This is a genomic window from Rhodococcus sp. 06-221-2 (assembly GCF_002258365.1).
In the GTDB taxonomy this organism is placed as follows: Bacteria; Actinomycetota; Actinomycetes; order Mycobacteriales; family Mycobacteriaceae; genus Rhodococcoides; species Rhodococcoides fascians.
This window is the reverse complement of the sequence record NZ_NOYJ01000004.1, coordinates 43957-64247: the sequence shown is the minus strand read 5'-3', so window position 1 is coordinate 64247 and position 20291 is coordinate 43957. Positions and strand designations below refer to the sequence as shown.

Here is a 20291-nt window from a genome sequence, read left to right as displayed (position 1 = left end):
TCACGTACAGGCGGACAGTGCCAGTTCGACGCGTTCGGCCACTCGATCGGTGCTGCTGCCGGCCTCGGAGTACAGCGCCTGCGGGTCGACGCGACCGATGGCCACGGCGTCGCCCACCACCTCGTCGAGGGTGATCTGCGAGATACCGCCTGCGGCGAGGTCGAGGACCGTGCGTACGGGAGTGGTGATGTTGAACGTGCCGGCCGATTCGACGTCACGCGGCTCGAGCCGCAGTCGGTGCACTGCCAGGCGAGTGTCGGTGAGTCTTAGGTCGCCGAACGCGCAGAGATGTACGAACTGCGGGTGCAGGTGTCCGAAACCGTGCAATTCGGCGGCGCTCTGGTGTGAGATCACTGCCTCGCCGCCGAACCACGCGCACCACATGGCGAACACTTCGAGTTCGCTGTGCGGCCACTGCCCGAGCCGAAACAGGTTGCGCTCGACGCGAGTCCACGTGGCCGTCGCCAGGTTGACGCGCACCATCGCAGAATCGAAGCCGAGTTCACCGGCCTGCTCGGCGGTGAAGTAGCCGTCCTGCCGGGTCGCGAGCGAGTGCAGCTCCTGCACACTCGGTCCTATCGTGCTCATGCAGCAAGAGTACGTCAGAATGTGTTACACATCACAAACTTTCGAATCGAATCCCCGGACTCGGCGAGTTTCACAGAGCTTGCTCAGAAACTTCGGGAAGACTGCCGGGAATGACATCCTCAGCCAGGCGCAGCACAGTACCGCTGATCGCAGTCTCCGTTGTTGTCGTCCTCCTCGTCGCCGTCATCGGCGGAGAACTGTTCGTTCGGCAGCAGATCAAATCCTGCCTCGCCGGCCAGCTCGAGTCCGAGCTGGGCAGCCAGGTGGAGGTGGGTCTCGGCTTCAAGCCGGTCTTGCTGTCCTTGGTAGACAAGAAGGTCTCGTCGGTGACCGTCGACAGCGACGATGCTCGATTCGGCCCGGCCGAGGGCATGGTCGTGCACGCCGAGGCGAACGATCTGAACCTGACCCAGAGCGCCGACTCCGGCGGCACCATCGGTAGCTCGAGTGCCGACATCTCGTGGTCGACCGACGGCATCACCCGCACCCTGCAGAGCCAGGGCATCGGTGCCATCGTCTCCGGAGTCACATCCGACGCGTCGGCGGGCACTCTGGAGTTCGCCGTCGGCGCGCTTGCGAAGCTGACCGTCAAGCCGCAGGTCACGGGCGGCAAGGTCGACGTCCAAACCGTCGACGCATCGATTCTGGGCCTGGGAATCCCCACCGATCTGGTCGATTCCGTCGTCGGCGTGCTCACCGACAGCCTGCAGGCGTACCCGCTGGACATGGCTCCGACGTCGCTGACCGTCACCGACTCCGGCATCGAGCTCGCCCTCGAAGGTGGCCAGTACACCATCCCGGCCACCCAGCAGAACCAGAATCAGCAGACGCCCGAGGGTTGCTCCTTGGTCGCGTAACCCACGTGAGCGGAAACTCGTAGCCCACTACGAGTTTCCGTGCACGTGCGACGCAGTCGCTCTAGTTCAGCCCGTCCAGCACCGCACGGGTACCCGATAGCCCCAACCGCGTGGCACCGGCGTCGATCATGGCCAGAGCAGCATCCGTGGTGCGGATGCCGCCGCTGGCTTTGACGCCCAGTCGTCCGCCGACGGTCTCGGCCATCAGCCGCACCGCCTCGACGCTCGCGCCGCCTGCGGGATGGAATCCGGTCGATGTCTTGACGAAGTGCGCTCCGGCCTTCTCCGCGGCGCGGCACACTTCGACGATCGCCTCGTCGGACAGCGCTGCCGATTCGATGATCACCTTGAGTACGGCGTCGCCGATGCCTTCACGGACGGTCACGATGTCGGCCAGAACGGCGTTGTAGTCCCCCGCGATGGCCGCGCCGACGTCGATCACCATGTCGACCTCGTCGGCACCCTGCTGCACGGCCAGTCGCGCCTCGGATCCCTTGATCAACGAATGATGCTTACCCGACGGGAATCCGGCCACCACAGCGGTGAGCATTCCCTCGGCGCGAATCGGCAGCATCGACGGGGAGACGCACACCGCGAGCACTCCCAGCTCGCGGCCTTCCTCGATGAGGGCCTCCACATCGGCGGCCGTGGCCTCCGGCTTGAGCAGGGTGTGATCGACCATTCCGGCGAGGGCGGCGCGGGTGAGTGTCATGAACCCAGCTTTTCACAGCACCGCATGTCGCGGCCCTGTCGGTCTACCATTCTCGGCTATGGACGCAGCCTCGCTCGCCGACACGTTCAACGCCACCAGCAGGGAGTTCGACGCGGTGACGCCGCTGGTCTGGGGCCCGGCCGGGCAGTCGCTGACGTTCGCTCTGGGGCTGCGATCCGGCGACGCCGTACTGGACGTGTGTTCCGGCACGGGGGCGTCGGCGCTTCCCGCCGCGGCAGCTGTCGGCCCGGACGGCCTGGTCCATGCCGTCGACCTCGCCGACGACCTGCTGGAGGTGGGCCGGGCGAAAGCCACCGAGCGCGCCCTACGCAACATCGACTTCGTCGTCGCCGACGCCACTGCCTGGGAACCGCCGTCGACCGTTCCCGACGCCGGATACGACGCCCTGGCGTGTTCGTACGGCATCTTCTTCCTGCCGGATCCCGAGCGGGACTTCTCGCGCCTGGTGTCGCTGGTCCGGCCGGGTGGCGGCGTCGGGGTGACGGTGTGGCGTCAGGGCGCGATCGAGGCGTTCTCCCGTGCGTATTTCGAGTTGATCGCAGCACATTCTCCGTCCACGGAACAGGTGGGCCGCCTCGCGCAGGAGGGGTACGACAAGCACCCGATCCGGCGCATGGAGACGGCCGATCTGCTCGGTACGTGGCTCGCGGCGGCCGGTACGACGGACGTCCGGGTGGTCGAGCTGAGTAATCATGTACCCGCCACGGAGTCGTTCGTGTGGAGCTTCGTGTTGGGCAGTGCTCTGCGCGGTGCCCTCACCCCGTTCGACGACGCAGCCGTCGGGCGGATTCGAGCGGACTTGTTCGCGTCGCTGACCGAGCGCGGCATCGATTCGATCGATCTCGGGACACTGGTGGCAACCGGGTTGCGAGCGCCCTGAGAGAATTGCCCTCATGAGTTCTTCCGTGTCCGAGGATCGCCGCTACGTTCTGTCCCTCGGTTGCCCAGACAAGACGGGCATCGTCGCCCGTATCTCCACGTTCCTCGCCGAGGTCGGCGGCTGGATCGTCGAGGCCGCCTATCACGCCGATCCCGATACTGGTTGGTTCTTCACGCGTCAGGCCGTGCGGGCCTCGTCGGTGAGCATGAGTGTCGAGGATCTGCGGGCCCGCTTCGCCGAGGTGGCTGCCGAGCTCGGCCCGGAGACCGAATGGGCACTGCATGATTCGGGCGCACCCAAGCGAGTCGTACTGCTGGTCAGCAAGGAAGCACATTGCTTGCACGATCTCCTGGGCCGCGCGGCCGGCGGGGAGCTACCCGCACAGATCTCGGCGGTGATCGGCAACCACAGGTCGCTCGAGCCCGTTGCTGCGGCGCACGGAACACCCTTCCATCACGTCGAGTTCGCGAAGGACCCGTCCGAGCGCGGACCGGCCTTCGAGGAAGTTCGGTCGCTCGTCGACTCCTACGACCCGCACGCGGTCGTGTTGGCGCGTTTCATGCAGGTGTTGCCCGAGTCGCTGTGCCAGCACTGGGCCGGTCGCGCCATCAACATCCACCACAGCTTCCTGCCGTCGTTCGTCGGTGCTCGGCCGTACCACCAGGCGTTCGCCCGTGGCGTCAAGCTCATCGGCGCGACGTGCCACTATGTGACGGCCGAGCTCGATGCGGGACCCATCATCGAGCAGGACGTCATCCGCGTCGACCACTCCGACGAGGTGACCGACATGGTGCGTCAGGGCCGCGACATCGAGAAGCTGGTGCTCTCCCGCGGCCTGCGCTGGCACCTCGAGGATCGCGTCCTGGTGCACGGACGCAAGACCGTGGTGTTCAGCTAGACCGTTCGGGTCACAGGTTCCGCAGACGAACGACTTCGGCGTTGAAGTCGTCGATCGCTTCCACCGAGCTCATGTGGCCGATTCCGGGGATGACGATCAGTCGGCTCAGGTGATCGTGGTCGTCGAGTGCTCGGGCGAGCTTGCGCGCGTGCACGGGCGGGGTCAGACGATCCGCAGATCCGACGAGCACGCTGGTGGGCACGGACATGTTCTCGAGCGCCTCGCGGATGTCGAGGTCGCTCAGCGCAGCGCCCCAGATACCCCGGGTACGCGGCGCGCACTCGAGCACGATCTTCTCGCAGAACGCCACCTCGGCGGGCGTGGCACCGGGGGCCATCGAGATGTACTTGATGGCTTGGCGGGTCACCGGGGACGGCCGCAGCGGTAGCGCCGAGCTCAGCACAGCGCGTCCCACCGGCGCCGGCACCCGTGGGAAGCGCTGTGGCAACGGGATGACGGTGGTCTCTCGGACGAGGGAATCCGTCGCCGTGCTGGCGAGCAGCACGGCGCTGACCAGGCGGTCGACCTGATCGGGGTAATTTCCGGCCCACGCCATGATCGACATGCCGCCCATACTGTGCCCCACCAGGACGGTTTTGTTGTCCTCGGTGACGGTGGCCGAGAGAACGGCCGACAGGTCGTCGGCCAGTACGTCGGGGCTCAGCGGACGCGTTCCGACGTCGCTGCGCCCGTGTCCGCGCTGGTCGTAGACGATGACGCGGTAGCGACCTGCGAGCGCATTGATCTGCGGAAACCAGTAATCGGCCGAGCAGGTCCAACCATGACTGAACAGGACGGGTTCGGCATCGGGGTCACCGTAGCTACGCACATGCAGGTGTGCGCCGTCGTCGGTGACGACTTCGGTGACGGTCGGCTCGGCCGTGGGATGTTGCAGCAACTCGTCCGGCTGCACGTCCGTGGTCTTGGTGAACGAATGGAGTCGACGTCGCCGAACGACGAAGGCCCCGATGCTCGCGGCAGCGGCGATGCCTCCGACTCCGAGCAGCGAACGTTCGATTACCTTGCGTGAAACCACTGACATTCCCCTCTACCTGTGACCCCCGAGCGGGTGCGGTAGAGGTTACGCCCAGCGCCGAACGGGTGCTTCAAGCCCCTCTACCAGCGCGGTCCGCGCTGAATGCCGTCGATCTTGGGACGCACGTCCACCAGGTACACCGCGATCGCGACGACTCCGATGATCCAGAACATGATGACGATCGGGCCGATCAGCGTCAGCAGCAGCCCGACGGCCAGAATGCCCAGCCAGGCGTTCTTGGTCAGCTTGCCGGTGGCCGGAAAAGCGTCGGCACGTTGGCGTAGCGCGTGGAAGATTGCGTACGCAGCCCCTGCAATCGAGATGATTTGCAGGATCAGGAAGATCGTCTGGGAGAAGCTGCTCGCAATCACGTCGCCCAGTGTACGAGAAACGACCCCTGCACCGTGCGGTGCAGGGGTCGTTTTCTTTACGAGTGCTTTAGCTGGTGGTCTTCTTGGCCGGAGCCTTCTTGGCAGCCGGTGCCGGTGCGGTCTTCTTGGCGGCCGGTGCCGGTGCGGTCTTCTTGGCCGGTGCCGGAGCAGCCTTCTTGATCGGTGCGTCGGCGGTGCCGCGGGTCTTGGATTCGACCTTGCCTGCCACGCCGCTCACCTTGTCGGACGCCTCGACGGCCTTGTCCTTGGCTTCGTCGCCGGCTTCGTCGATGTTCTCGGCGAGCTCGTCGGCGGCCTCGGAGATCTCGTCGGCACCTTCGCGAACCTTGTCCGACGCGATGCCGGCCAGAGCTGCGGCGCGCTCGCCGACTGCGCGGGTCTGCGATGCGACAGTTCCGAGAGCGTGCTCGGTGAGGTCGACGACGTCGTTGGCGGCGGAGTTGGCGCGTTCGAGGCCTTCTTCGACTGCCGGGGTGCGGCGGATGCGCTCGACGGTCTCTTCGCCGCGCTCGGCGAGCGAGGTGTACAGGTCGGACGCGACCTTGAGGTACGCCTCGGCTACCTTGCGAAGCTCGTCCGGGGTGAAGCGCTCGCGGAGCTCGGCGATCTCGTCGGGCAGCTCTGCGGGCAGGTTCGTCAGGCGCTCGCGGAGCGACTCGACGCCCTCGGTGACCTCTTCGGAGAGGTCTGCGATGCGGGCGTTGACCTCGCTGGTCCGGCTCTCGGCGCGCGAGCGCACCTGTGCCACGACATCTGCGACGGCCTGGACGACTGCGTCGCCGGCACCGACAGCTGCGTAGATCGGAGTCTTGACGTTCTCGAAGTTCTTGGAATCAGACATCTGGTGTCTCCTGTTCGTCGGTTTCGGGCTCTTGCGTCGACTCGTTCTCACGACAGAACGAGTCGTAGATCTCGATCAGCACTTGCTTCTGCCGTTCGGTGATGTGCTCATCGCCGAGCAGAGCTTCGCGCACCGGACCGTGGGGACGCGCTTCCAAGATCCCGGCCCGGACGTACAGCACCTCGGAGGAGACGCGCAGACCCTTGGCTATCTGCGCAAGCACTTCTGCGGACGGATTGCGTAGTCCGCGTTCGATCTGGCTCAGATACGGGTTGCTCACTCCGGCCCTGCTCGCGAGCTGCCGCATGGATACTTGTGCGGCTTCTCGCTGGGACCGGATGTAGCTTCCGATGTCCTGGGCTGCAGTCGTGACGACTGCGGCGACAAGGTCTCCGGCCTCGGCGACCACCTGCGTCGCCTCGGTCGCTTTGGCGACCAGATCCCCCTCGTTCTCGGCCATCTCGGCCTCCTGGTTTCGGTGTCCTACTGGACGGTACCGAAGGGTGCTAACTATTGCAAGCACTCTGCTAGCACTAGTGCCCGAAGATCAGATCGGAGACGGTGTAGATCGCCAGGCCTGCGATGGAACCGACGACGGTGCCGTTGATCCGGATGAACTGCAGGTCTCGTCCGACCTGCAGTTCGATCTTCCTGCTCGCTTCCTCGGCGTCCCAGCGCGCGACGGTGTCGCCGATGATCGTCGTGATCTCGTCTGCGTAGTTGGCAGCGATGTAACGGGCCCCACCCAGCAGCCAACCGTCCGCTTTTCCGCGCAATTCGTCGTCGTCGCGCAGTCGAATGCCGAAGTTGGCCGTGTTCTCCTTGATCTTGTTGCGCAAAGTACTCGTCGGATCGTCCACCGACTCGGTGATCAGACGCTTTGCCACCTTCCACGTCGACGCGGCGAGCCCGGTGATCTCCTCGCGGCCCATGATCTGTGCCTTGAGCTTCTCGGCCTTCTCGATGGTGGCCGGATCGTTCTGCAGATCGTTGGCGTAGTCGACGAGGAACTTGTTCGCCGCCAGGCGCACCTCGTGTTCGGGATTGGAGCGGATCTTCCACGTGAACTCGACGAGTTCCTTGTAGACCTTCTCCCCCAGCAGCGTGTCGACGAACTTCGGCGACCAGTTGGGCGAGTCCCGGGCGACGACACGATCGATCATTTCCTGGCTGCCCAGTGCCCACTGATGAGCGCGCTCGGCCAGCATGTCGATCAGCGGGAGCTGACGATTCTCGCGAAGCAGCTCGTCGAGGATGCGGCCGATCGGCGGACCCCATTGCGGATCGGCCAGTCGGCGCACGATGGTGCTGTCGATGACGGCGGTGATGTCCTCGTCGTTGAGCACGTCGACCACGCCATGCAGCACCGTTGCCGCCTCGGCCGCCACCCGTTCCGCATTGTCGGGTTGGGCGAGCCAGGTGCCGAGTCGCAACGGCACCTGGGCCGACGCGACCTTCTCCGAGACGACCTCGGGCGCGAGGAAGTTGCTACCGACGAACGAGCTCAGGCTGGCACCGAGCTGGTCCTTCTTCTTCTTGATCAGGGCCGTGTGCGGAATCGGAATGCCCAGCGGATGCTTGAACAGGGCCGTCACCGCGAACCAGTCCGCCAGCGCGCCCACCATGCCTGCCTCCGACGCCGCTCGGACGTACCCCACCCATGCCCCGGCCCCGGTGGATTCCTGCCAGCGGCAGAAAAGATAGACGATCGAGGCGAAGACGAGGAATCCCGTCGCGACGGTTTTCATCTTGCGGAGGTCGCGACGCTTGGTCTCGTCGTCGAAGTTCATGAGCTGCACACCCGACATTGTGCCCAGAATCGCAACCGATCAACCGGGCACGGCCCCCTCCTGTGTCGTACCCGACGCATAAGGTGGGTGACGTGGTGAAAAATAGTGCGGCGGCAGCCTCGGAGGACGCCCCCGAGGCGGACGCGGACAAGCCCAAGATCGAGAAGCCGGACGGCCGCAAGCGTCGATGGCGAGAGCACAAGATTGCCCGACGCGAGGAGCTCGTCGACGGTACGTTGGCCGCGATCCGGCTGCGTGGTCGCGAGATCGGGATGGACGAGATCGCGTCGGAGATCGGTATCTCGAAGACGGTGCTCTATCGGTATTTCACCGACAAGAACGATCTGACCAGCGCGACGATGTCCCGGTACGTCGAAACCACCCTCGCGCCGCGCATCTACTCCGCGATCTCCCACGAGCTCGACGAGTACGAGCTGACCCGGGTGGTGGTGACCGCCTACGTCGAGACGGTGGCCACCGATCCCGAGGTGTACCTCTACGTGATGGCCAACAACGCCGGCAACAACCGGGACGTGGTGGCCGAGTCCGAGCGCATGATCGCCGAACTCCTCTCCACCGTGTTGGGTGAGCGGCTGCGCCAACGTGAGATGGATTCGGGCGGCTCGGTGCCGTGGGCGTTCGCCATCGTCGGCGCAGTCCAGTTGGCCACGCACTGGTGGATCTCGAACAAGTCCATGTCCGCCGACGACCTGATCGACTACCTCTGCATGATGATGTGGGGCGGCATCCACGGCGTGGCCATGGCCGACGGCTCACCGGCCAAGTTCAAGTCGCAGCCGCATCCTCTGGTGGACGACGAGCCGGGTAAGTCCTAGCGCTAGTCGTATTCGTCGTCGAGCGGAACTTCGGTGCGTTGTTCGATGACGTCCGTGGCGTCGGCCTCGACGGGGAGATCGCCCGCATCCGGCTCGTCCGGTTCGTCCGCGATCGGCAGATTCTGCTCGACGCGATCCTCGGTCGGAGATTCGATCGGTGATTCGCTCATGTGTCCATTCGTACCACTGCCGCGCACACGGTTCTCGTTTGAAAGTCGATCGCGCCGGTAATCCGAACGAGCATGAGCAACGAAACATTGTCCGGACGCCGCATTGCCGTTCTCGCCACCGACGGTGTCGAGCAGGTCGAGTTGGTGCAGCCCCGTGAAGCCGTCGAAAATGCCGGTGGCACAGTCACATTGGTGTCGCTCGATCATGGCGACATCCAAGCCATGAACAGCGACGTGAACGCAGGCGACACGTTCAGTGTCGACAAGATCGCGGGCGAGGTATCGGTCGACGACTTCGACGCATTGATCCTGCCCGGCGGCACCACGAATCCCGATCAATTGCGCGTGGATGCGGACGCAGTGGAGTTCGTGCGTGCGTTCGTTCAGGCGCGCAAACCGGTCGGAGTCATCTGCCACGGCGCGTGGACGTTGGCCGAAGCAGACGTACTGAAAGGCCGCACGCTGACGTCCTACCCGAGCATTCGGACCGACCTTCGTAACGCCGGTGCCACCGTCGTCGACGAGGAAGTGGTCGTGGACGGCAATCTGGTGTCGAGCCGCAACCCCGACGACCTGCCTGCCTTCTGCGCGAAGATCGTGGAGCACTTCCGCGCTTGATAGGTTAGCGTGCCCTATGCGCATTTCTCGATCTCTGGCCCTGCCTGCGGCAGCCGTGGCCCTCGCCCTGACCCTGACCGCGTGCGGATCCGGTAATTCCGACGACGGCGACCCGGCCGATTCGGCTGCTGCGGGCACCGTCGTCACCGACATGTTCGGGGAGGTCGAGGTGCCGGCCGACCCCCAGCGAGTAGTTGCGCTCGGCTGGTCCGACGCCGAAACCGCATTGGCTCTCGGCGTGCAGCCCGTCGGAGCCAGTGACTGGCTCGGCGTCGGCGGCAACGGCCTCGGCCCCTGGGTCACCGAAAAGTACGACACCGACCCGACGATCCTGGCCACCTACGACATCGACGTCGAATCGGTCGCCGCCCTGGCACCGGACCTGATCCTGTGGACCAGGAGCACCAACGACAAGGCCGTGTACGACCAGCTGTCCGACATCGCCCCCACTGTCGCGGCACCTCCGGGAACCGACGTCGCCTACGGCACCACATGGGACGGGCAGACCGAGATCGTCGCCGAGGCGCTCGGAAAAGTCGACGAAGGCAAGAAGCTGATCGACGACACCAAGACCCAATTCGCCGAGACCGTGGCTGCCAACCCGGAATTCGCCGGCAAGTCCGTCGCCGTCGGCACGCTGTACAGCGGCCAGAGCGGGGCCTACGTACGCGGCGACACCCGAGTCGACTTCCTCGAAGCACTCGGACTGACGAACGCCCCGGCCATCCAGGACCTCGCCCAACCCGGGAAGTTCAGCGTCGACCTGTCCGAGGAGAACATCGCGAACCTCGACGCCGACCTGACCGTCATGTTCCCCATCGGCAGCGGACCCGAGGTCATCACCGAGAACCCGCTCATCCAGGGACTGCCATCGGCCCGCGACGGACGCCTCGTCGTGCTCGGTGACACCGACCTGTCCAACGCATTCTCGGCCGCCTCGGTCGCGGGAACCCGATATGCACTGGACAACGCAGTGCCACTGTTCGCAGAACCACTGAAGGCCTAGCTCACACCCGCCCGGGAGGGCTTGCGACACTCTTCCCGGGCGGGCTTGTCACACTCTTCCCGGGGGCTTGTCACACTCTCCCGGGCGGGAAGCCACCCGCGGCGATCGGGCCCCAGGTGTCGATCGTGATGCGGATCAACGACTTTCCCTGCTTCACCATCGCCGCGCGGTACTCGTCCCAGTCCGAGTGCTCGCCGGCGATGCTGCGGAAGTACTCCACCAGAGGCTCGACGGCGTCGGGAAGATCGATGATCTCGGCCGTCCCGTCGACCTGGACGTAGTCGCCGTTCCAGTCGTCGCTGTGTACCAACACGGTGACGGCCGGCGTGCGGCGGATGTTGTGCACCTTGGCGCGCTCGGGGTAGGTGGCGATGACGATGCGGCCTTCCGAGTCCACGCCTGCGGTCACCGGGGAGACCTGCAGACCGTCGTCGCGCTTACGCGTGATCAGGGTGTGGTGGTGCCGCGGAGATACGAATTCGAGCAGTTGCTCACGCGACACAGTCTCGGCTTTTGCGATGGTAGGGGCCATGAATCCCATGGTAGAGAAGTAGTCTTCCGCCTATGGCCGACAAGTCGAAACTGTGGACGCTCTCTCCCGTCGATGTGCTGCGCGCCAGTGCCTCTCCTCGGGTGGAGGACATCGATTTCACCGCCACTCCGGGGTTCGACGGCGCGAAAGCACACGGCAACGACGTCCTCGAGCAGCGCGGTGCGGTCCTTGCGGCGCTCCAGGAAAAGCTCTATGCCCACGGGCGCGCAGGCGGCACCAAGTCGGTTCTGCTCGTGCTGCAGGGCATGGACACTGCGGGCAAGGGCGGCATGGTCAAGCACGTCATCGGGATGGTCGATCCGCAGGGCGTCGACCTCGCGTCGTTCGGGGTGCCGACCCAGGAGGAGAAGCAACACCACTACCTGTGGCGCATCCGCAAAGCTCTTCCGCGCGCAGGCCGAATCGGGGTGTTCGATCGGTCCCATTACGAGGACGTTCTCGTCGTCGCGGTCCACGACCTCGTGCCACGGCAGGTGTGGGAGAAGCGATTCGACGAGATCAACGCCTTCGAGAAGGAGTTGGTCGACGAGGACACGGTCGTCGTCAAGGTGGCCTTGTTCGTCTCGGCCGACGAACAGAAGAAGCGACTGCAGGAACGGCTGGATCGACCCGAGAAGCACTGGAAGTACAACCCGGGCGACGTCACCGAGCGTGGTTTCCTGCCGCAGTACCGGACGGCGTATCAGCGGGTTCTCGATCGCACGGATACCGACCACGCACCGTGGTACGTCGTCCCGTCCGACCGCAAGTGGTACAGCAGACTGGCCGTCACGGAAATTCTCATCGACGCGCTCGAAAAGCTCGATCTCGATTGGCCCGCAGCCGATTTCGATGTCGAACACGAGAAGAAGCGGCTGGCCGAGAGCTGAACCCCCTTCGAAGGCGTCAATGGTCCATCGACCCCCGTCTGGGCAGGTCGATGGACCATTCACGCGTCCAAGGAGACAGTTACAGCGTGGCTGCGTCGATCACGAAGCGGTAGCGCACGTCGGACTTGACGACGCGGTCGTATGCCTCGTTGATCTTCTCGGCCGGGATGACCTCGATCTCGGCACCGATGTGGTGCTCGGCGCAGAAGTCCAGCATTTCCTGGGTCTCGGCGATGCCGCCGACCATGGAACCGGCGAACGAGCGACGGTTGGCCAGCAGGTTGAATGCAGGCACCTCGAGGGGCTTCTCGGGAACACCGAGCTCGACGAGTGTTCCGTTGCGGGCCAGCAGTCCCAGGTACTTGCCCATGGGCAGGTTGGCCGAGACGGTGTTGAGGATCAGGTCGAACTTGCCCTGCAGATCCTTGAGCGCGGTGGTGTCCTTGGTGGCGTAGTACTCGTCGGCACCGTAGGCCTTGCCGTCTGCTTCTTTCGCATCCGTCTGGCTCAGCACGGTGACGTGCGCGCCCATGGCGTGAGCGATCTTGACGCCGATGTGTCCGAGGCCGCCCATTCCGATGATGGCGACCTTCTTGTCGGGGCCGGCTCCCCAGTGCTTGAGGGGCGAGTACAGCGTGATGCCTGCGCACAGCAGCGGCGCTGCGACGTCGAGTTCGACGCCTTCCGGGATTCCGAGGACGAACTTCTCGGTGACGACGATCTGGGTGGAGTAGCCGCCGTTGGTGAACTCACCCTCGTAGGTGGTGGAGTTGTACGTCTGGACGACGCCCTTGGTGCAGTACTGCTCGTCGCCGTCGAGACATGCCTCGCACTTGCCGCAGGAGTCGACGAAGCAGCCGACGCCCACGCGGTCGCCGACCTTGCGGGTGGTCACCTCGGAGCCGACCTCGGCCACGATGCCGGCGATCTCGTGTCCGGGAACGACGGGGTACGTGGTGCCGCCCCACTCGTTTCGGGCGGTGTGGATGTCGGAGTGGCAGATGCCCGCGAACTTGACGTCGATGAGGATGTCGTGCGGTCCGACTGCGCGTCGCTCGATCGTCGCCTTCTCGAGCGGGGCGTCCGGAGCGGTGGCCTGGTAAGCGGTAGCTGAAGTCATATCTACATTGCTACCTACGCATCTGTGTAAGCGCAACACAGCTACCGCTACGACCAGGCTATTCCTGCTTCGAACGAGTCGTTCGCAACAGTAACGTCAGCTGTTCTTGGCGATATTGACGCCGAGCCATCCAACATACGCTGCCAGACCGACCAGTCCGATCTTGCGGGTCTTGGGGTACGCGATCGCCACGCCGACGGCCAGTTCGGTGGCCCCGTTACGACTGATCCAGGTTCGAGTGTCCTTGGGGAACGGAAGCTTGGTGATTCCCTCGAAGGCCTCCGGCACGACGAAATGGGCCGCGCCTGTAGCGGCCAACCCGATTCCGAATGCCTTGGGCACCAGACCGTTCGACTTCTTGGACTTGCTCACTGACATGCTCCCTGGGATCGATGGATTTGCACCGGCAGACCGACAATAGCGCTCGGCAGGCCGCTGCGCGGCGACCCGCCCGAGACGCCCACTACTTTGCTACGCGGCCGTTCTCGTAGCGGTAGAACCCGGCCCCGGTCTTCTTGCCCGTCTGTCCCGCCTCGACCATGCGCAACAACAGCGGCGGTGCCGCGAACAGCGGCTCGTCGAATTCCGAATACATGGAGTCGGCAATGGACTTGACGGTGTCGAGACCTACGAGATCCGCGAGCGCGAGCGGTCCCATCGGGTGCGCCAAACCCAGAACCGTCGCTTTGTCGACGTCTTCCTTGGTGGCGAATCCCGACTCGACCATGCGGATCGCCGAGAGCAGATACGGAACGAGAAGTGCGTTGACGACGAAGCCCGAGCGATCCGCGGATCGCACCACCTGCTTGCCGAGAACATCTCCGGCGAAGGCTTCGGCACGGTCGGCCACCGCATCGGACGTTGTGCTCGTGGTGACCAGCTCGACGAGCGGCAATACCGGAACCGGATTGAAGAAATGAAGTCCGACGACGCGCTGCGGTGCCGTGGTGGCCGACGCGAGCGTCGTGATCGGAATGGACGAGGTGTTGGACGCGAGCACGGCATTCGCGTCGGACACCACCGCGTCGAGTTCTGCGAATATTGCCGACTTGACCTTTTCGTCCTCGAGGACTGCTTCGACGACGAGTTGGCGGTCTGCGAAGTCCCCGAGGTCGCAGGTGAACCGCAACCGGGAGGCGGCGTGTTCTCGTTCGCGCTCGGTGATCTTGCCGCTGCTCACTCCGCGGTCCAGTGATTGCAGGATGCGACTGCGGCCGGCCGTCGCCAGTTCGCGAGTCTGTTCGTAGACCGCCACGTCGACGTGCGCGCGGGCGCAGACCTCTGCGATTCCCGCACCCATCTGTCCGGCTCCGACGATCCCCACCCTCTCGACCGTCACAATGACACTCCTTCGAAATACATTGCGCAACAACAGCTCAAAGCGAGATGGGGGTAACTCTGCTGGGGTACGCCCAAAACCTTCGCAAGACAGAACAGGCGGCCCGCAACGAAAGTTGCGGACCGCCTGACGGGTGCGCTGAAGATCCGGGGAGGCGGGCTAGCTCAGTGGAACTGGCCTTCTTCGGTGGAGCCCTTCAGTGCTGCGGTCGACGTGTTGGGGTCGACGGTGGTGGCGATGCGGTCGAAGTAGCCCGCGCCGACCTCACGCTGGTGCTTGATGGCGGTGAAGCCACGCTCTTCTGCAGCCTTGAACTCGCGCTCCTGCAGATCGACGAACGCGGTCATGCCTTCGCGGGCGTAGCCGTGTGCCAGGTCGAACATGCCGTAGTTGAGCGAGTGGAAGCCTGCGAGGGTGATGAACTGGAACTTGAAGCCCATGGCGCCGAGTTCTTTCTGGAACTTCGCGATGGTGGCGTCGTCCAGGTGTGCCTTCCAGTTGAACGAAGGCGAGCAGTTGTAGGCGAGCAGCTGGTCCGGGAATTCGCTGCGAACCGACTCGGAGAACTTCTTGGCGACCTCGAGGTCCGGGACGCCGGTCTCCATCCAGATGAGGTCTGCGTACGGTGCGTAGGCCTTGGCGCGAGCGATGCAGGGCTCGATGCCGTTCTTGACGCCGAAGAAGCCTTCTGCAGTGCGGGTTCCGTCGAGGAACTCGCGGTCACGCTCGTCGACGTCGGAGGTGATCAGCGTGGCTGCCTCGGCGTCGGTGCGGGCGATGATGACCGAGGGGACGTCGGCGACGTCCGAGGCCAGACGGGCGGAGGTCAGGGTGCGGATGTGCTGCTGGGTGGGGATGAGCACCTTGCCACCGAGGTGGCCGCACTTCTTCTCCGATGCGAGCTGGTCTTCCCAGTGCACGCCGGCAGCACCGGCCACGATCATGGCCTTCTGCAGCTCGTATGCGTTCAGTGCGCCACCGAAGCCTGCTTCGGCGTCGGCCACGATGGGTGCAACCCAGTTCTTGACGGACGTGTCGCCCTCGATCTTGGCGATCTCGTCGGCGCGCAGGAGCGCGTTGTTGATGCGACGGACGACCGACGGAACCGAGTTGGCCGGGTAGAGGCTCTGGTCCGGGTAGGTGTGGCCCGAGAGGTTGGCGTCGCCGGCGACCTGCCAGCCGGAGAGGTAGATCGCCTGGAGGCCGGCGCGAATCTGCTGCACGGCCTGGTTGCCGGTGAGGGCACCGAGCGAGTTGATGTAGTCCTCGTTGTTGACGAGATCCCACAGGATCTCGCTGCCGCGGCGAGCGAGTGTGGCTTCTTCGACCACAGTGCCCTGGAGGTCGGAGACCTGCTGCGCGGTGAAGTTACGGGTGACGCCCTTCCAGCGCGGGTTGGTGTCCCAATCCTGCTGAATCTCGGCGGTGGTCTTCGGGGTGCCGGTGGTCGACATCGGAGCTCCAGTCTCTTCTCTGCTTCTCGGCCTGCCGCGAGACGAATCTTCACATCGTTGCCAGGCCCTTCTGGTGTACTCCAAAACAATGGCACACCCGAAAACAGGCGTCTACCAGTTGTTAGTGCCAATCTTGGCTAGCTTTCCAGAGCCCTTTGCTAAGTCTGCGAATTTTCGGGGCTCGCATACCTCGCTGATCGGGCGGCGTGGTTACTCGTCGGTAGCGACGAATCCCCAGTTGGTGAACGGAATGAACAAAATTCTTTACGGGACGCTTGTACGGTTTGAATCGGGCGTCTGAATCGAGTCAGAAAACAGCCTGGAAGTGATGGACGTCACACTTGCTTCGTCTCACGATGTGGACGCTGCACGAGGTGCTCCTCTCGCGATCTCTCGTTGGAGAATCCCCCGTGCGAGTGCGTCGAGTGGAGCAGGAATTGCACCATCCACAAGCATTCGGCCATGCACAGGCCATTCCATTTCCCCAGGTCGACCGATCAACGCCCCACAACGACGCGCCGATGCTGCAGCTATGACACACCACAACCCCGCGGGTCGTTCCGCAGGCTCCACTCCCACCCCCGCAGGTCATTCCGCAGGCTCCACTCCCGCCCCCGCAGGCTCCACTCCCACCACTTGGAGGGATCTCGTCGACGCAGGGATTCACCCCAGCACCGTCTCGCGTCGCTTCACCCGCGTCCTGCCGACGGTCCACATGCGCGGGGAGCCGTCGACGATGGACCGTTGTCGGGCGATCACGCTGTGGCGACCCGACGCCGTCCTCAGTCATCGATCGGCCGCGTACCTGCGCGGCTGGACCGCCGAACCGACAATGCTCGACGCCACCGTCCCTCGAACTGCGCGGCTGCGACCTCCATCGTGGCTTCGGCTGCACCGCCGCGATATGGACTCCACGCTCGTCGACGAGGTCGCGGCGCTGCCCTGCACCATCTCTGCGCAGACGATGCTCGATTGCCTGGCGCTACTCCCCCGCCCCGATGCCGAGTTGCTGATCGATGAGCGCCTGAAGTTCGGAATGGACCCGGCTTCGTTGCTCTGCCTACTCGACCGATTCCCGGGTCGGCACGGGAACGTCGAGCTGGCTCGTCAGGTGCGGCTCGCGGTATCGAGATTTGCGTCGGAGCCCGAGCGCGCCCTGGGCCGCGCAGTGCATCGACTCGGCCTGCGCCTGGAGATGAACGCTGCAGTCGGTCCGTTCGTGTGTGATTTCGTCGACCGCCGCAGCCGAACGATCATCGAAGTCGACGGTCGCGAATTTCACAGTGCAGCAGCCGTATTCAGCAAGGATCGCCGACGACAGAACGCGCTGGTCCTCGATGGCTGGTTGGTGCTGCGCTACTCGGCGTTCAATGTGCTCACCGCGCCTGACGACGTGGCTGCCGAAATCGCGTCGGTTGTCAGGCGGCGCCGGGCATCGCGGCGATGACTGCACACAATGCTCCACTCGCTGGGCCGCACACGGGATTCATCGCGCCTGTCCCGGGAAGTGGAGCATCAGTTGCAGAGAAGCCTCAGATGCGAACGCCGGTGCGCTCGTTGCTGGAGGCCACTACTCGCGAGGTGACCGGCGCCCGGCGCGACGCAATGACCCCCAGCGCACCCATTGCAGCGATCACGAGTCCGCCGACGATGGCGAACAGGTCCGCGGCCAGCAATCCGGAGGGGAAGACCATCAGCGCGGGCGAGACGGCAAGCAACACACCGAGGCCGACGTGAGTCCAGTGACTCTGCCTGGACGCGGATCCGATGGCCCAGAGCGCCGACGATGCCGCAAGGATGCCGAGCACCAGGATGGCTCCGGTGACTTCTTGGTCGCCCTGGACGGGAAGCCAGACGGTGGAGGCGACCAGAACGGCTCCGGTGACGAAGACGACGACGTCCCTGACGATTTCCGATGTGCGCTGACGATTGGACATGACCGCTCCTCGAGGTGCGTGGTGAATAGCTCGTGTATCGGTATACGCCTTTACTTCGGCTAATGTTCCCGACGGTCACCGAATCGTGACCCAGCAGCTAGTTGCGAACGGTGTTAAGGCAATTCTTCGCAGGCGTAGCCTGGCAACCGTGTCCAAGACTTTCGTCGGCGTTCGCCTTCGGCAGCTCCGCAGCGAACGCAGCATGAGCCAGGTATCTCTGGCGCAGAAGCTCGGTATCTCGGCCAGCTATCTCAACCAGATCGAGCACGACGTACGCCCGTTGACGGTTCCGGTACTGCTGCGGATCTCGGAGGTCTTCGGCGTCGACACCTCGTTCTTCTCCTCGGAGGACGACACCAGGTTGGTTGCCGAGTTGCGCGAAGTCGCACTCGATCAGGACATGGGCATCGATGCCGATCCGCACGAGATCGCGCAGATGGTCAGCTCGCACCCACAGCTGGCTCGGGCAATGGTCAATATGCATCGCCGATACCGCAATACGACGGCTCAGCTGTTGGCAGCGACCGAGGAACGATTCTCCGACGGCAGCGGCAGCGGCTCCATCAGCAAGCCGCACGAAGAGGTGCGCGACTACTTCTATCAACGACAGAACTATCTGCACGAATTGGATACCGCCGCAGAGGCATTGACATCGCGGATCCGGTTCCATCGCGCCGACGTGGGCGGTGAGATCGCGAAGCGGTTGCGCACGGTGCACGACGTGCAGATCGTCAATCGCATCGACCTCGGTGAGAACGTGCTGCATCGGTTCGACCCGCAGACGCGGGTGTTGGAGATTTCTCCTCACCTCTCCGGCGGGCAGAAGGTGTTCAAGTTCGCCGCCGAGCTCGCGTATCTCGAATGCGGTGATCTGTTGAACAAGATGGCCGACGAGGGAAACTTCACGAGCGAGGCGTCGAAGAAATTGGCGGTGCTCGGGTTCGCCAACTATTTCGCGGCCGCGACGGTGTTGCCGTATCACCAGTTCCACGATGTCGCCGAGGATTTCCGATACGACATCGAGCGGCTGTCGGCCTTCTTCTCGGTGAGTTACGAGACCATCTGCCACCGACTCTCCACGCTGCAGCGCCCCGAGATGCGCGGTGTGCCGTTCTCGTTCGTCCGGGTCGATCGCGCCGGCAACATGTCTAAACGACAGTCCGCCACCGGCTTTCACTTCTCCTCCAGCGGCGGCACGTGCCCGCTGTGGAACGTGTACGAGACGTTCGCGTATCCCGGCAAGATCATGACGCAGATCGCCGAGATGCCCGACGGCCGCAATTATTTGTGGATCGCACGTACGGTGGAACGCCGCGCCGCTCGATACGGGCAGCCCGGCAAGACTTTTGCCATCGGCCTCGGTTGCGAACTGCGCCATGCCGGACGGCTCGTCTATGCCGATGGACTGGACGTGCAGGGCTCGGCGGTCGCAACTCCGATCGGAGCGGGTTGCCGGGTCTGCGAACGCTCGAACTGCCCGCAGCGTGCGTTTCCGCCGCTCGGCAAGGATCTCGACATAGACGAGCACCGAAGCTCGGTGTCCCCGTACCTCGTTCGCTGAGTAGAAAGAGAATTCCCATGACCCGAATCGGCGTTGTACTCCGGCCCGAGATCGCCCCGGAGGCGCTGGTCGACGCGGCTCGCGCAGCCGATGCCGCGGGCGTCGACGAGATCTGGCTGTGGGAAGACTGCTTCTTCTCCGGCGGGCTGTCCACTGCTGCACTGATTCTCGCGAGCACCGATCGCGTGAACGTCGGCATCGGGGTGTTGCCCACTCCGATGCGGAACGTGGCGTCGACGGCCATGGAGATCGCGACCGTCGCTCGGGTCCATCCGGGCCGGCTCCGCGTGGGACTCGGCCACGGCGTCCAGTCGTGGATGGGCCAGATCGGCGCACGAGTGCAGTCTCCGCTGACGTTGCTCGACGAGCAGATGACAGCCCTCACCGCTCTCCTCGCGGGCGAGAGCGTCACCACGCAGGGTCGGTACGTCTCGCTCGACAATGTGCAGCTCGATTGGCCTCCGCTGCAGGCACCTCCACTGCTCGTCGGGGCCACGGGCCCGAAAACCCTTGCTCTGAGCGGCCGCAGGAGTGTCGGCACCATTCTCACGAGCGAGACGGACCCGGATCAGCTGCGGACTGCCGTCGGGCATATCGCCGCGGGGCCGGGTCACGACATCGTCGTCTATGTCGCCGTCGGATCCGATTCCGATGCCGCCATGAGCAATCTGCAGCGCTGGATCGATGCGGGCGCGACCACTGTTGTACTCGAACCGTCTGCACAACAACCGGATCCGACCCCACTGTTCGCGCACGCCGCGTCCTTGACGACGGAGTTAGGAGCCCAGTAACCAGCAGCCTCACCGAAAGGCT

The 20291-nt window shown here is 64.5% G+C and carries 24 protein-coding genes; 10 read left to right on the top strand and 14 right to left on the bottom strand.

Annotation, left to right across the window (positions count from 1 at the left end; genetic code table 11):
* Entirely contained in the window at positions 1–588 is a 588-nt protein-coding gene (locus CH281_RS01370) for a type IV toxin-antitoxin system AbiEi family antitoxin domain-containing protein (RefSeq protein ID WP_032365186.1), read from the bottom strand.
* Between the two features lie 110 nt (positions 589–698).
* Here CH281_RS01370 and CH281_RS01365 point away from each other — a divergent pair, with 110 nt between their 5' ends.
* Positions 699–1445 (top strand): LmeA family phospholipid-binding protein, encoded by a 747-nt coding sequence (locus CH281_RS01365; protein ID WP_027498387.1) that lies wholly within the window; start codon positions 699–701, stop codon positions 1443–1445.
* Between the two features lie 61 nt (positions 1446–1506).
* Here the strand turns inward: CH281_RS01365 and deoC are convergent, their stop codons facing one another.
* Positions 1507–2157, bottom strand: a complete 651-nt coding sequence (gene deoC / locus CH281_RS01360) for a deoxyribose-phosphate aldolase (protein ID WP_027498388.1) — start codon at positions 2155–2157, stop codon at positions 1507–1509.
* Positions 2158–2215: 58 nt separating this feature from the next.
* Here deoC and CH281_RS01355 point away from each other — a divergent pair, with 58 nt between their 5' ends.
* Entirely contained in the window at positions 2216–3058 is an 843-nt protein-coding gene (locus tag CH281_RS01355; protein ID WP_094692634.1) for a class I SAM-dependent methyltransferase, read from the top strand.
* A 13-nt stretch (positions 3059–3071) separates the two neighbouring features.
* Positions 3072–3956, top strand: a complete 885-nt coding sequence (gene purU, locus CH281_RS01350; RefSeq protein WP_094692632.1) for a formyltetrahydrofolate deformylase — start codon at positions 3072–3074, stop codon at positions 3954–3956.
* Between the two features lie 10 nt (positions 3957–3966).
* On the opposite strand, the gene CH281_RS01345 is transcribed toward purU, so the two are convergent.
* From CH281_RS01345 to CH281_RS01325, 5 genes are all read right to left on the bottom strand, one after another.
* On the bottom strand, positions 3967–4998 hold the full coding sequence (locus tag CH281_RS01345) for an alpha/beta fold hydrolase (RefSeq protein WP_032365182.1): 1032 nt from the start codon (positions 4996–4998) through the stop codon (positions 3967–3969).
* A 74-nt stretch (positions 4999–5072) separates the two neighbouring features.
* Positions 5073–5363 (bottom strand): DUF2516 family protein, encoded by a 291-nt coding sequence (locus tag CH281_RS01340; protein WP_027498392.1) that lies wholly within the window; start codon positions 5361–5363, stop codon positions 5073–5075.
* A gap of 67 nt (positions 5364–5430) precedes the next feature.
* The gene (locus CH281_RS01335; RefSeq protein ID WP_094692630.1) at positions 5431–6225 is read right to left on the bottom strand and encodes a heparin-binding hemagglutinin; all 795 of its coding nucleotides are present in this window, start codon (positions 6223–6225) and stop codon (positions 5431–5433) included.
* The gene (locus CH281_RS01330) at positions 6218–6685 is read right to left on the bottom strand and encodes a helix-turn-helix domain-containing protein (protein WP_027498394.1); all 468 of its coding nucleotides are present in this window, start codon (positions 6683–6685) and stop codon (positions 6218–6220) included. The genes CH281_RS01335 and CH281_RS01330 overlap by 8 nt, the downstream gene beginning before the upstream one ends.
* 73 nt (positions 6686–6758) lie before the next feature.
* Entirely contained in the window at positions 6759–8033 is a 1275-nt protein-coding gene (locus tag CH281_RS01325) for a DUF445 domain-containing protein (RefSeq protein ID WP_027498395.1), read from the bottom strand.
* Between the two features lie 140 nt (positions 8034–8173).
* On the opposite strand from CH281_RS01325, the gene CH281_RS01320 reads away from it, so the two are divergent.
* Positions 8174–8851 carry a TetR/AcrR family transcriptional regulator gene (locus tag CH281_RS01320; RefSeq protein ID WP_228139367.1) on the top strand — a complete coding sequence of 226 codons (678 nt, stop codon included), beginning with the start codon at positions 8174–8176 and terminating at the stop codon, positions 8849–8851.
* A 2-nt stretch (positions 8852–8853) separates the two neighbouring features.
* Here the strand turns inward: CH281_RS01320 and CH281_RS26710 are convergent, their stop codons facing one another.
* Positions 8854–9021: a hypothetical protein gene (locus tag CH281_RS26710; protein WP_179274074.1), complete on the bottom strand. Its 168-nt coding sequence runs from the start codon at positions 9019–9021 to the stop codon at positions 8854–8856.
* A 72-nt stretch (positions 9022–9093) separates the two neighbouring features.
* Between CH281_RS26710 and CH281_RS01315 the strand changes: the two genes are divergently transcribed.
* Both CH281_RS01315 and CH281_RS01310 read left to right on the top strand, forming a co-directional pair.
* Positions 9094–9639, top strand: coding sequence for a type 1 glutamine amidotransferase domain-containing protein (locus CH281_RS01315; protein WP_176456693.1), 546 nt, complete (start codon positions 9094–9096; stop codon positions 9637–9639).
* A 16-nt stretch (positions 9640–9655) separates the two neighbouring features.
* A complete protein-coding gene (locus tag CH281_RS01310; protein WP_094692628.1) occupies positions 9656–10645 on the top strand; it encodes an iron-siderophore ABC transporter substrate-binding protein in 990 nt (329 codons plus the stop codon).
* Positions 10646–10715: 70 nt separating this feature from the next.
* On the opposite strand, the gene CH281_RS01305 is transcribed toward CH281_RS01310, so the two are convergent.
* Positions 10716–11177 (bottom strand): PPOX class F420-dependent oxidoreductase, encoded by a 462-nt coding sequence (locus CH281_RS01305; RefSeq protein WP_032399593.1) that lies wholly within the window; start codon positions 11175–11177, stop codon positions 10716–10718.
* A 32-nt stretch (positions 11178–11209) separates the two neighbouring features.
* Between CH281_RS01305 and CH281_RS01300 the strand changes: the two genes are divergently transcribed.
* Positions 11210–12067: a PPK2 family polyphosphate kinase gene (locus CH281_RS01300; RefSeq protein WP_032365178.1), complete on the top strand. Its 858-nt coding sequence runs from the start codon at positions 11210–11212 to the stop codon at positions 12065–12067.
* A gap of 79 nt (positions 12068–12146) precedes the next feature.
* Here the strand turns inward: CH281_RS01300 and CH281_RS01295 are convergent, their stop codons facing one another.
* From CH281_RS01295 to aceA, 4 genes are all read right to left on the bottom strand, one after another.
* Positions 12147–13187: an NAD(P)-dependent alcohol dehydrogenase gene (locus CH281_RS01295; protein WP_027498401.1), complete on the bottom strand. Its 1041-nt coding sequence runs from the start codon at positions 13185–13187 to the stop codon at positions 12147–12149.
* Positions 13188–13283: 96 nt separating this feature from the next.
* Positions 13284–13565, bottom strand: a complete 282-nt coding sequence (locus CH281_RS01290; protein WP_205914000.1) for a hypothetical protein — start codon at positions 13563–13565, stop codon at positions 13284–13286.
* 85 nt (positions 13566–13650) lie between these two features.
* Entirely contained in the window at positions 13651–14526 is an 876-nt protein-coding gene (locus CH281_RS01285) for a 3-hydroxybutyryl-CoA dehydrogenase (protein WP_082519141.1), read from the bottom strand.
* Between the two features lie 164 nt (positions 14527–14690).
* Positions 14691–15980 (bottom strand): isocitrate lyase, encoded by a 1290-nt coding sequence (gene aceA / locus CH281_RS01280; RefSeq protein ID WP_027498404.1) that lies wholly within the window; start codon positions 15978–15980, stop codon positions 14691–14693.
* Between the two features lie 532 nt (positions 15981–16512).
* Between aceA and CH281_RS01275 the strand changes: the two genes are divergently transcribed.
* Positions 16513–17427 carry a DUF559 domain-containing protein gene (locus CH281_RS01275; protein WP_143544749.1) on the top strand — a complete coding sequence of 305 codons (915 nt, stop codon included), beginning with the start codon at positions 16513–16515 and terminating at the stop codon, positions 17425–17427.
* 85 nt (positions 17428–17512) lie between these two features.
* Here the strand turns inward: CH281_RS01275 and CH281_RS01270 are convergent, their stop codons facing one another.
* Complete coding sequence (locus tag CH281_RS01270; protein ID WP_032381228.1) at positions 17513–17917, bottom strand: SPW repeat domain-containing protein; 405 nt, start codon at positions 17915–17917, stop codon at positions 17513–17515.
* 148 nt (positions 17918–18065) lie between these two features.
* Between CH281_RS01270 and ramB the strand changes: the two genes are divergently transcribed.
* Positions 18066–19478, top strand: coding sequence for an acetate metabolism transcriptional regulator RamB (gene ramB, locus CH281_RS01265; RefSeq protein WP_027498407.1), 1413 nt, complete (start codon positions 18066–18068; stop codon positions 19476–19478).
* A 17-nt stretch (positions 19479–19495) separates the two neighbouring features.
* Positions 19496–20269 (top strand): LLM class flavin-dependent oxidoreductase, encoded by a 774-nt coding sequence (locus CH281_RS01260; protein ID WP_057472712.1) that lies wholly within the window; start codon positions 19496–19498, stop codon positions 20267–20269.
* Positions 20270–20291: the final 22 nt, after the last annotated feature.